The organism is Brevundimonas sp. SORGH_AS_0993 (assembly GCF_030818545.1).
Taxonomy (GTDB): domain Bacteria; phylum Pseudomonadota; class Alphaproteobacteria; order Caulobacterales; family Caulobacteraceae; genus Brevundimonas.
The window spans coordinates 656,726-668,932 of the sequence record NZ_JAUTAH010000001.1 but is presented as its reverse complement, the minus strand read 5'-3'; the positions used below and the strand labels follow the sequence as shown (position 1 = coordinate 668,932).

Genomic DNA, 12,207 nt, shown 5'->3' with positions numbered 1-12,207 from the left:
GATTGGCGCGCGTCATGCCGCCTCTCCCGGTTCGGCGGCATCCCCTAGCCCGGCGCGCGCGGGCTTGTCGGCGATCCGGCGGCCGACCTGGTCGATGAACTTCTGGAAGCGATCCCGACCCACCGCGCGCGCGGCGGCGTCGGGCTCGGGAATCTGGGCGGTCAGGCTGAACTGGTAGCGGATGAACAGCGACAGGCTCTCCAGCAGCACGTCCATGTCGCGGGCGATCCGGCGCTGGTCCGCGCCGATCCGGTCGAGCCTGACCTTCAGGAGATCGTCGACCTCGCGCATCCCGCGCCGGCGGAAATGGCTGCGCAGGGCGTCAGCGACGATGGCCGACTTCGATGTTCCGGGCTTCTTCGCCAGGGCGTCGAGCTGCTCTGTCAGCTCGGGGTCGAGATAGAGGTGATGGCGCGGTTTCATTGGCGGTCCCTCAGAAGCTCGGCAGCAGGTCGTCGCCGCGATGACCGGCGTCGTGCGGTGCGCCGCTGTTCATGGCGTGGGCGCGGGCGACATCGCTGAGCGCGCGGCGGTCGAGGGCCGGATCGGTCTCGTCTTCGTCTCCGGGAAGTGTCTCGGGTTCCGGCGTTCTCGCTCGCACGGCGGCTTCTTCCTCGGCGAGACCGGGATGACGCTGCTGCTGGAGCCCGCCCTCGTCCGCGACGGCGTCGGCGATCTCGTCGTCGGCCATCGCGGCAAGGCCGGCGTGCGGCGCGCGGACCCGGCCGTCCCAATCGTCGGGCCGAGGCTTGGGGCGATCGGCATAGACGCCATCGTTTGTGTCGAGGCTGGGCGGCGACACGACCCTCGACGTGAAGTTGCGATCCTCGTAGTAGCGCAGCTTCTTGGCCCGGATCGGCGCCAGGCCGGAGACCATGACCAGTTCGTCGGCGGGCGGAAGCTGCATCACCTCGCCGGGGGTCAGGAGCGGGCGGGCGGTCTCCTGGCGGCTGACCATGACGTGGGAGAGCCAGGGCGCCAGACGGTGGCCGGCGTAGTTGCGCTGGGCGCGCAGTTCAGTGGCGGTGCCGAGCGCGTCCGAAATCCGCTTGGCTGTCCGTTCGTCGTTGGAGCTGAAAGCGATGCGGACATGGCAGTTGTCCAGGATGGCGTTGTTTTCGCCGTAGGCCTTGGAAATCTGGTTCAGCGACTGGGCGATCAGATAGGCGCGGATGCCGTATCCGGCCATGAAGGCGAGCGCGGTCTCGAAGAAGTCGAGCCGTCCCAGCGCTGGGAATTCGTCGAGCATCATGAGGAGTTGGTGCTTGCGGCTCTTTTTCGGGTCGCCCTCCAGCCGCTCGGTCAGGCGGCGGCCGATCTGGTTCAGCACCAACCGGACCAGGGGCTTGGTGCGGCTGATGTCGGACGGCGGGATGACCAGATAGAGGGAGACCGGCGACGGGGCGTCGACCAGATCGGCGATGCGCCAATCGCAGGCGGCCGTGGTCTGGGCCACCACCGGATCGCGGTAGAGGCCGAGAAAGGACATCGCCGTGGACAGCACGCCCGAGCGTTCGTTCTCGGACTTGTTCAGCACTTCGCGCGCGGCGGAGGCGACGACCGGATGGACCTGGGGCTTCTCCTTCGTGCCCAGGTGGTTGGTCGCCATCATCCGCCGCAGGGTGTGGGCGAAGCTGCGCTGGGGATCGGACAGGAAGGTCGCTACGCGCGCGAGGGTCTTTTCCTCCTCGGCGTAGAGGACGTGCAGGATCGCGCCGACGAGCAGGGAGTGGCTGGTCTTCTCCCAGTGAGACCGACGCTCCAGCGCGCCTTCGGGATCGACGAGGATGTCGGCGATGTTCTGGACGTCGCGGACCTCGTCCGCACCCTTCCTCACTTCCAGCAGCGGATTGTATCGGGCTGAACGGGGGTCGGTCGGATTGAACAGCAGGGAGTGCGAAAAGCGCGCGCGCCAACCGGCTGTCAGGGTCCAGTTCTCGCCCTTGATGTCGTGGATGACGACGGAGCCCGTCCATGACAGCAGGGTCGGCACGACGAGGCCCACGCCCTTGCCCGAACGGGTCGGTGCGAAGGCCATGACATGCTCCGGGCCGTCGTGGCGCAGGTAATTGCCGCCCTGGCGGCCGAGGAAGACGCCCGCGTCCTTGAACAGTCCGGCCTGGTCGAGCTCGCGGCGGGTCGCCCAGCGCGAGGAGCCGTAGGTGGTGACGTTGCGGTTCTGCCGCGCCCGCCACAGCGACCCCGCGATCGCGGCCCCGCAGGCGAGGAAGCCCGAGGCCCCGGCCAGCATGCCGGCCTTGTCGAACACCTCCGGAGCATAGGCCTCGTAGTGATACCACCAGCCGAACAGCGCCCAAGGGCGATAGACCGGCAGGTCGAAGGCGATCAGCCATGGCGCGCCGAGCTGCGCCTGATAGCCCAGCATGGCGGCGGCCCATTGGGTCGCGGCCCAGACGCCGAAGATCACCATGCCGAAGCAGACGATAATCTGGCCGATGAGCAGCTTGGTGGGGGTCACGCCCGGTCTCCCGACTCCGGCGCGGCGGGATGCGGCGCGGATCGGGGTCAGGATTCAGGCCAAACCGGGTGCGAGCGTTATATAGGCTCCGCCTCGGTTCGCCCCGGTTCAACCGGGTCTGCGAGCGGATCTATTCGAACCTCATGGACCGCTTCGAAACCACCCTCACACCTATTCGGTCAGACGCGAAGGGCTGAGTCTGACCGTGCCTGACTGAGGCTGTGTAAAAACGCGCGGAGCCGTTCAGCGGGCGTCAGGTGCCGAGGTGCAAGGGACCATCGTTTCAGGCCCTAATCGCCTCCATCAGCGGTTTAGCTCCCAGTACCGCTATCACCCGCTTCATGTTGTAGGCCAGGATGTGGAGGCCGATCTCGGTCTTCACGTTGGATAGTCGCTTCATCACGAAGTGGGTGTGGCCCATCCAGGCCTTGATCGTCCCGAACGGGTGTTCGACCAGGCTTCGTCGCTCTCGCATGGCCCGGGGCCTTAGGTCCATCCGGGTCTGGAGCGCGTCGATCACGGCTTCATGCTCCCAGCGGGTGACGCGCCCCTCAATACTTGGCGTGCATTGGGCCTTCAGGGAGCAGCCGGCGCAACTGGCGCGATCCCAGTACCGATGCAGCGTCATGCCTCTTTCGACGACGGTCATGTGGTATGAAAGCAGGGAGCCGGCCGGGCAACGGTAGACGTCTTGATCAGGCAGATAGACGAAGTCTTGCTTGCCGAAGCGCCCGTTCGCTTTTGCGCCTGACGTCAGCGTCTTTAGCACGAAGGGCGTCGCGCCCAGGGCCTCGCATGCCAGGATCTCTTCGCCGGAGAAGTAGCCTCGGTCGGCCAGCACATCGAGCCTCTCCACGCCCATTGCGTCCTTGGCCTGACCCGCCATGTTCGCCAGCTGCTGCTTGTCCGAGCCGGTCATCACCACCTCATGAGCAACAATCAGGTGATGCTCGCCTTCGACGGCGGACTGGACGTTGTAGCCGACAATTCCACTCCCCCGACCCGATGTCGCCATAGCGCGGGCGTCGGGGTCGGTCAGAGAGATTTGGCCGTCAGGCGACGCCTCGACCTCGGCCTCCATGGCCTTCAGCATCGCCATCTGGGCCCGCAGTCGCTCAACCTGACCAGTCGCCCGGAGCGCGCCTCGGCCGCTTCGCCCTCGTGGCGGTCGGCCGTGTCGAGGTCCTGTAGATAGCTGGCGATGTGCTCGGCGACCTGCTCGATCCGGCGCTTCACCTTGTAGGCGGTGAAGTTCCTGTCGCGGGTGTTCACCGCCTTGAACTTCGAGCCGTCGATGGCGACCAGCGCCGATCCGAACAGGCCCAACTGTCGGCACAGCACCACGAACTGGGCGCACGCCGCCTGGATCGCCGAGCCATTCTCGCGGCGGAAGTCGGCGATGGTCTTGTGATTGGGCGCCAGCCGTCCCGTCAGCCACATCAGTTCGACGTTGCGCTGCGCCTCACGCTCCAGTCGCCGGCTGGACTGCACCTTGTTCAAGTAGCCGTAGACGTAGAGCTTCAGCAACATGGCCGGGTGATATGCCGGACGGCCAGTCGCCGCCGGCGTCATGCCCTCGAACCCCAGACCCTTCATATCCAGTTCGTCGACGAAGACATCAACCACACGGACCGGATTATCCTCGGCCACATAGTCGTCAAGACACTCGGGAAGCAGCGTCTGCTGCCGGCGATCGGCACCCTGAACGAAGCGGCTCATAACCCACCTCCTGCTGACCTCAGCAGGATAAGCTAATTCGCCGATCGCCTTTTCACACAGCCTCGACTCTTTGCAGCCGTTGGCGAAGTCCGCCACCGGGCAGGCCTACGCTAGTGCTGTCAGTTCACGCTAGCCTCATCCTGCATCGGCGTGTTTCATTCGCCGCACGTTGGTCGTGGAAACTCTACCTTGAATCACGGTAGGGTTGAGTTAGAGAGCGACGTCGGCGGCCGCGCCGAGAGTACGGGATTCACCATGCCTTCAGCCAAGCAGGTCATCGCAATGCTCGCCGGCCACGTCGACGGCGACGATGAGCGGATTCGCACGATCGCTTTGCAGATGGCCGCAACGGAATCGCGCCTAGGCCATGCGAATACCGCTAAGGCGTTGCAGAAGATCGCCGACGACATCGGTCGCAAAACGCCGGTGCCGAAAGCGACGGCCGTCGCCTCAATCAGTCGCCCTCGTGGTGCGCTCGATGGATTGATGACAGAGACCCGCAGCCGGGTCACGCTCGACGACATGACCCTAACACCGGCTATCTCCGAGAGGCTCGCTGGGCTCGTCGCTCAGCAGCAGCGACGGGACATGCTTCGCCGGTACGGCCAGAGTCCCAACTCTCGCCTGCTCCTCGTCGGCCCCCCCGGTTCGGGCAAGACCCTGACGGCGAGCGCGCTCGCCGGCACGCTTCACCTACCGCTCTTCACCATCCGTCTCGACACGGTGATCACCCGGTTCCTTGGAGAGACGGCGGCGAAGCTGCGTCTCGTCTTCGATCAGATCAACCAGATGCGGGGTGTCTATCTGTTCGACGAATTCGATGCGATTGGCGGACGTCGATCGGCCGACAATGACGTCGGCGAAATTCGGCGCGTACTGAACTCTTTTCTCCAATTCATGGAGGAGAGCAACGCTACTGACAGCGTCGTAGTCGCCGCGACTAACCATCCCGAGCTCCTTGATCGCGCCCTGCTGCGCAGATTCGACGACATCATAGAGTACGGCCTTCCTAGCGCCGACGAAGCCGTCGCCCTGATCCAGTCACGGCTCGGAAAGCTTAAGCCGCGTACGGGGAGCTGGAGCCGCGTGGCCGAACAGGCTGATGGGCTCAGTTACGGCGAACTGGCTCGGGCGGCGGACGAGGCGGTCAAGGTCGCCATCATGGCCGATCGGCAGAAAGCGCGTGTGGCGGACGTCGAAGTCGCGCTGCAATCTCGACGGGCTATGCGAGACGTAATGACTGACGTATTCATCAACTCATAGTTGATGAATCGGGGGGCGCATGCCCAGTGCCTACAATCGGCGCCATATCCGCGTCGAATCCTTTGCTACGGCTGAAGCCTATCGCAGACCCAATCTCGCCGTTGTTCCCCGGGACTACGCCCGGATCGCAGCAGCGCATGCCGAGGCTCTCAGCCGTGACTTCGCATCGGCGATTGAAGCTGCCTCAGCCCGCCTTCTCGGCGAGCGCGACGCCACCGTCGGGGAACCGGGTGCCTATGTCGGCGTGGAAACCGCGCCCAACGGTCCTGCGCCGGATCTAGAGTGGAAAACGCAAGGTGTGCGGGTCAGCGCGCTGGACCGGACTGAAAGCGGTTCGGTTCGCGGGACGCTTTTCGTGCCTGACGCAGCGCGCGAATTCGTCACCGCCAGGCTGAACGAATACGGTCAGGAGCGGACTGCGGCGGGCAAGCCGCGGCACGATGGACGCTTCGCGCCGATCGAACGCTTCTTCGAGGCGCGTCTTGAGAATCTCTGGACGGACAGCCGCGCCCTGCCGGAGCCCCACACCAGCACCTGGTGGGAGCTGTGGTGCTGGCAGGATCGCGTCCAGAACGCCGTGACCAAAGCACAGGCGCTCGGCCTTCCCGTCGCCGGCGACCAGCTTGTCTTCCCCGAGCGGGTTCTGATCTACGTCCATGGGACACGAGATGCGATTTCGCGTCTAGTCGCCAGTTGCGACGCCGTCGCCGAACTTCGCATGGGGCGAGATACGGCCGCTTATTTCATGGGGTTGAAACGGCCGGACCAACATGGCTGGGTCGACGAGGCGGTCGAGCGCCTTGAACGCGCCGCCGACGCCTCAGGCACGGCGCTGTGCGTCCTCGATACGGGCGTCAATATCGCCCATGCGATGATCGCGCCCGTCCTACCTCCTGACCGTCGCTTCACCGTCAAGAGGGAGTGGGGGTTCGACGACCATGACGGACACGGTTCCGAGATGGCCGGCCTCGCTGCGTTCGGCGACCTGTCGCCGGTCTTTCAGACTCATGCGCCCATCCCGATCGACTACACACTGGAATCCGTCAAGCTCGTCCATCCGCCGACCCTGCCGGCCACCGATCCGGGAAACTTCGGCCTCATCACCGCTCAGGCGATCGCAATTCCGGAAATCGCCTTTCCGCAGACACGCCGGATTTACTGCCTCGCGGTCACCCAGATCGGTGTGCACGGCCCAAGAGCGACCAGCTGGAGCGCGGCCTTGGACGCCGCAGCCTTCGAATGCGCCGAACCGGGCCCGCAGGCACCAGACCGGCTGATCATGGTTTCAGCGGGAAATCTGCAAGACGATGTCACCCTCACGGATCTGGAGCAATGGGAAGATTTCGAGATCGAGGATCCCGCTCAGGCCTGGAATGTCCTGACCATCGGTGGCGTCACCGACAAGGTCGAGGTGGTCGACAAGGGATACGAGGCTTGGAAGGTCGCCGCTGAAGCCGGCGCGCTGAGCCCCTACAGCCGCATTTCTTCGGCTTGGAATAGGGGTGTCGCACCGATCAAGCCGGAACTGGTCGTCGAGGCCGGGAACCGCGGCATCGATCCCGCTGACGAGAGCATGCTAAGCGGCATGCCGTCGCTTTCGTTGCTGACGACGAGCGCATCCCCCGTCACTGATCCGCTTTCAGTGTCCTGGGCGACCAGTGCCGCAACTGCCGTCGGATCCGGCATGGCAGCAGGCCTTTGGTCGAAACACGGCGACCTCTGGCCAGAAACGATACGGGCTCTCCTCGTACATAGCGCTCGTTGGTCGCCATGGATGGAGACACGCCTGCTGCAGACGAACAGCAAGTCGGAGCGGCTCCGCTGGTTGCGCCATTTCGGATATGGGGTTCCCAGCCTTGACCGTGCGGCGGCTTCGGCCAGCAATAGTCTGGCCCTGGTCGCGCAGCGCGAGATTCAGCCTTTCAAGAAGCCGAAAGGCGCAACCCATGCGACCTCCAAGGAGGCGGACTTCTACACGCTCCCATGGCCGCGAGACGCCCTACTGGAATTGGGCGCGCATCAGGTTCGGGTGCGCGCCACCCTGTCTTACTTCGTGGAACCCAACCCCAACGCGGCCGGATCGATCCTGGCGGCGCGCTACCGGTCCGCAGGCTTGCGGTTCGGTTTTCAGCTGCGGAATGAAACATCGATGCAGTTCGCTGCCCGGATCAACCAACTGGCTTCTCTAGATGAGGAGGCTGGGGTGGATGTCCCCGAGGTCGATGCGGCGCGCGTGCTTGGCGAACGGTCGATTTCCGCCGGATCGCTTCACGTTGATGAATGGCGAGGTGCCGCGGCGGACTTTGCGGATCGAAACGGTCTCGCGGTGTTTCCGGTCGGCGGCTGGTGGAAGGGCGTCAAGGATCGGGTGAACCGCAGCATGCGATATGCTCTCGTGGTGACGATCGACGCCGGTGATACCGAAATAGATCTTCACGCCGAGGTTGCGGCGGCGGTGGCGGTCCAGGTGGACGCTTGACAGCTCTAGCAGCAACCGCCAGCCGAATGATGCGATCAGTTCATGAAGTAACGCCCTTATAGCTGCTTTACCAAGCTTGGTGTGGACTTGGCGCGTCGCGTTTCCGTGAATGCGCCAATGGGCGCCTTTGGCGCATCTGCGACATCAGCAAATGACCGTGCCTGACTCAAAGCTGCGGTTCGTATGGTCCGGTTTTGGGCGAATGGAAAAAGCAAACCCACTACTCCCCGGCTCCGACGGTGCGTTGACGGTGACATACCAACCTCCACAAGCTTGACGGGAGCTGGCAAAACCGTGTCGAACTCTCGACTGCCGACATGACCGAAGCCCTGATCTATCTGGAGGACGACCTCCCCGGTCTGCCCGAAGACCTGATGCTGGCGCGTGACCAGGGGCGGGTCCTGTTTCTCACCGGGGCAGGAGTCTCGGCTCCGGCGCCTTCCAGTCTTCCCAATTTTCAGGGACTTGTCTGCGAGATCGCCAAGCGCCTCGACGCTCGCCTTGGTCAGGCGATGTACGAGTGGATCGAGGAAAAGACTTCGCCTTCGAGCGTGCCAAAGGCCATCGAGGCGTTCATGGAAGGGCTCGATCCTCGCCAATGCGCCGAGTTCAAGCGCTTCATCTCCAATGAGTTCGACATGGTGCTGGGTATGCTCGAGCGTCGTATGGCCCGCGCCAGCGAACCCGTCAGCAGCCTGCGCGCGGCCGCCCGAGAGGTTCTCGACGCGGCCGTATCCCCCAATGCTCTGCATGCCTCGATTAACCTGCTGGCGCGACGCTTCGGTGAGCTGTTAGTCGCGACGACCAACTTCGACCGGCTGCACGAGGAGGCGGCGAGACCTGAGAAAGTCGCCAGCTACGGACTGGAAGGCCTGCCGAGGGCCAGTAGTGGGCCGGGCTTCAACGGCGTCTTTCACATCCACGGAGTATTGGATGCGAAGCAATCGCGTCAGCTTGTCCTTACCGACCAAGACTTCGGAGATCTTTATCTCAGGCGGCGGCTGACGGCGGATTTTATCTATGACGCCGCGCGCATCTTCCACCTTGTCATCGTCGGCTACAGCGTCAACGATCCGCCGTTCCGCTATCTGATGAACGCGGTGGCGGGCGACAGCCTGCATTTCCCTGATCTGAAGGATCGCTACGTGTTTGCACCACGGGACGCGGGGGATCTCACCATCGGCGAAGACTGGTCGGCGCGTTCCATTATTCCGATCTGTTATGACAAGGCCGACCAACATGAAGAGCTCGCCAGGTTGCTGAAGGCCTGGGCGGCGAGCATTCCGCCAACCGGAGAAGATCGGTGGGCCCGAAGAAAGCTCAAGCAAGTCTGTAGCAAGCCTCGAGGCGAGGCTGCGGAGGCCGATGTAGCGCTGTTCGGCTACATCTTCCGGCGCGCCCTCAGAACTGAACAGGGCACTCTAGCCCGGTTCCTTGGCCAGATCGGCGCTGACCCTGGCTGGCTCGATGAGGCGATCAAGGTGCTGCGCGAACCTAGGTCGAGCTCATGATGGGACGTCGTACACCCCGCCCCGTCGATGACCATGTGCGACGCGCAACCCGCCTGTTCATTGAGGGTCGTCTACAGGATCGGACGGTCTTGGTTTGGGCGGCGGCGCTAGGCCCGAGCGCGGATGCCCAGCGGCGCGCCGTGCGTGACGCCGTCTTCTCGCGAGCGGAAGCCTTGCCGGAACTCTACATGACGGCGTGGCGCTGCGTGATTGAGGCTTGGCGTGACGGAACCGCCGAAGATCCCGACATGACCTTCATCGAGATCAAGGACGCTATCCGGCGCGGGATCGATCCCCGGATCTTTGTCGGCTCCATCGTTGATCTGGCGGCACCCAGATTGAAGATTAGGCCCCGCAGCCCACTCCGGGAGCCGGTGCGTGGCAAACCCCGAACGGTCGCGGACCTGCTCTCGCTGGACATCGAGCCTGACCACCATGTTCGGCTGGCCGAGATCGGACTGGCGGATTGCGATGACGCTCGTGTGTGGGAGGAACTACTCGACCGCGCGCAAGGCATGCTGTTCTCCGGGCTGCATCAGGCCGATCGACTAGGACTAACCTGGTCTGCTAACTGGATCGCGCGGGTCTATCCAGTCGACAGCGATGGCAAAATGGCCGCCGACGGGGACGACAAGGACCCTGACAAATATCGCGGCGGTTTCATGCCGATTACACGCTTGGTCAGCGCGGCCCTTTCTCGACTGAGCGCACTCGATTCTGCGGCCGCCACGAAGCGGGTCGACGGGCTGGCTCTGAAAGATTGGCCTATCGCCCGCCGTCTTTGGGCTGCCGCCGCGCTCGATCCCGCCGTCGTTCCGGCCGACCGGCTCAACCCTTGGGCCCTTTCAATGTCTCAGGAGGAGCTCTGGGGCGTCCATGCCTATCCGGAATTCGCCGAGCTCCGCAGTCGCCGACACGGGGATCTGACCGCCGATGTCCGCGATCAGTTAGAGCGCCGGATTCGCCGGGGGCCGCCAGCCCGCCTCTTCCGCCGGGACCTGTCGCGCGCCCGCCGCGACGAACGGCAGATCGGGGACGCCTATGCCGAGTTGCGGCGGATGCAGAAGGCGGGCACGGTACTGACCGCAGGCTCGATCGCTTGGTTGGCCGACCGTGCCTACCTCGAGGCTATTTGGGGGAACGACGATCTCTACAGGACCGGCGACAGCTATGTCCCATCGAAGTCGCGGCTTGATCTCGATCTGACCTCGGCGACCGCTTTCGCTGAGATCGAGGCGGCCCTGACTGATAACCCCTACACTGACGGCCGCAAAACCTTAGAAGCCATAGGAGCGAACTGGAGGGCGGTATTCGACCGGATGCGGGCGGAGCCGGCGCTTCTGAGCCGAGGCCGGATCGTCGGTGCCCTCGCCTTCGCGATCCGCGACCGGATCGGTGTGGAGGAAGGTGATGCGGGGTGGATGGAGACGGCGCAGGTTTCCGACTTCATCGACCTTCTTGGCGGCGTTCCGGGCTCAGCCCGTAAGGCGGCGGCGCCCGGTGTCGCACACCTATTTGAGGAAGCTCTAGGTCGGCTGCCAGACGATGCGCGCATGTTACCGCTCTGGCTGGAGTGGTGGCCTTATGCCGCCGCCGCCACCGTGGCGGAGACGAAAACTGCGGACGACGCGCCATTCGATGAGGCGCCCGCCGAACGCCTAGCCTCACTTTCACTCAATACGGCGGCCGGCCGGATGATGTCGGCTTACTTCGGGCTGTTCCCCAAAGGCGACGCGGCAAAAACGGCGTTCGAGGACCCCGCCTTGGTGCAGGCGCGGGATCTCATCGTCGACACGCCCGGCGAAGGGGGGAGACAGGGGCTATACCGCCTCCTGCTTCAGGTGCCCTTCCTCAATCATGTCGATCCGGCCTGGACGCAGGCCAGGCTGCTCGGACCGCTGGCGGCCCAAGACGGGGTGGCGCCTGAACTCTGGGACGCCATCGCCCGTATCGGCCTGCTTGCCCCAGACGCTTTAAACATGATCGCCACGGAGATGGTGCGCCGAATCCTCGATGATCGCCTGTCGCCAGACGTGCGATCGCGACTGGCCGAACGCCTGATCCTGCCCGTGGCCATAGCATTACGCGGCGGGACCGACCCGCCGGTGAGTCTGGTGGAGGTCGAACAGATCCTGAGACTTGGCGGACCTCAGATCCGAGCGGTTTGCGCGCGCGCCCTGACCCGCTTTGTCGCCGACGCTAGGGCACCGGAGGAAACCTTCACCTCTGGCGTCCTGCCCATCTTGGCGCGCGGCTGGCCCCGGGACCGGTCCGTCCAATCCTCCGAGGTGGCCGACGCATTCGCCGCCCTGCCGGCGGCGGCTGATACGGCCTTTTCGGAGGCCGTTGCTGCTCTAGGCGATTATCTGATGCCGTTCGACGTGTGGTCCCTTTGGGAGTACCGACTCTATGTCCGTGAAGACGGAGGAGGTCGCGAACTCAAGTTCCCGCGGACCCAGCCAGAGGCCAGGTCGATGCTCACCCTTTTGGACCGGACTATCGGCGAGGAAGAAGGGGCGGTTATTCCGCACGACCTCGATGTCGCCCTCACCGCGATGACGGCCCGCTGGTCGGGAGCCGTGAACGACCGACGGTTCGCGCGGCTTGCCGCCTTGGCGCGACGCTAGACCTAGAAACAACGATTTTGAAGCTGGTGTCAGAGCCCGAGGCGTCGATCCAGCCCAGCCGGCCCGCTGAAGGTTCGTGTGATCACTGCCCCCAAGGAAACTGATGTTGCGACCTCGGACTCAGCATGG

6 protein-coding genes and 1 pseudogene are annotated in these 12,207 nt (G+C 64.3%); 4 read left to right on the top strand and 3 right to left on the bottom strand.

Annotated elements, in window-relative coordinates:
* Window positions 1-12 precede the first annotated feature (12 nt).
* From QE389_RS03300 to QE389_RS03290, 3 genes and pseudogenes are all read right to left on the bottom strand, one after another.
* On the bottom strand, window positions 13-423 hold the full coding sequence (locus QE389_RS03300; protein ID WP_307364640.1) for a CopG family transcriptional regulator: 411 nt from the start codon (window positions 421-423) through the stop codon (window positions 13-15).
* Between the two features lie 10 nt (window positions 424-433).
* Complete coding sequence (locus QE389_RS03295) at window positions 434-2,479, bottom strand: conjugal transfer protein TraG (protein WP_307364637.1); 2,046 nt, start codon at window positions 2,477-2,479, stop codon at window positions 434-436.
* A gap of 283 nt (window positions 2,480-2,762) precedes the next feature.
* Window positions 2,763-4,198: pseudogene (locus tag QE389_RS03290) on the bottom strand (IS1182 family transposase).
* Window positions 4,199-4,453: 255 nt separating this feature from the next.
* Between QE389_RS03290 and QE389_RS03285 the strand changes: the two are divergent.
* The 4 genes from QE389_RS03285 to QE389_RS03270 all read left to right on the top strand — a co-directional run bounded on the left by QE389_RS03285 (window position 4,454) and on the right by QE389_RS03270 (window position 12,078).
* Window positions 4,454-5,461, top strand: a complete 1,008-nt coding sequence (locus QE389_RS03285) for an AAA family ATPase (RefSeq protein ID WP_307364635.1) — start codon at window positions 4,454-4,456, stop codon at window positions 5,459-5,461.
* A gap of 19 nt (window positions 5,462-5,480) precedes the next feature.
* Window positions 5,481-7,940, top strand: coding sequence for a S8 family peptidase (locus QE389_RS03280; protein WP_307364633.1), 2,460 nt, complete (start codon window positions 5,481-5,483; stop codon window positions 7,938-7,940).
* Between the two features lie 317 nt (window positions 7,941-8,257).
* Window positions 8,258-9,451 carry an SIR2 family protein gene (locus QE389_RS03275; protein WP_307364631.1) on the top strand — a complete coding sequence of 398 codons (1,194 nt, stop codon included), beginning with the start codon at window positions 8,258-8,260 and terminating at the stop codon, window positions 9,449-9,451.
* Between the two features lie 140 nt (window positions 9,452-9,591).
* A complete protein-coding gene (locus QE389_RS03270) occupies window positions 9,592-12,078 on the top strand; it encodes a hypothetical protein (RefSeq protein ID WP_307364629.1) in 2,487 nt (828 codons plus the stop codon).
* Window positions 12,079-12,207: the final 129 nt, after the last annotated feature.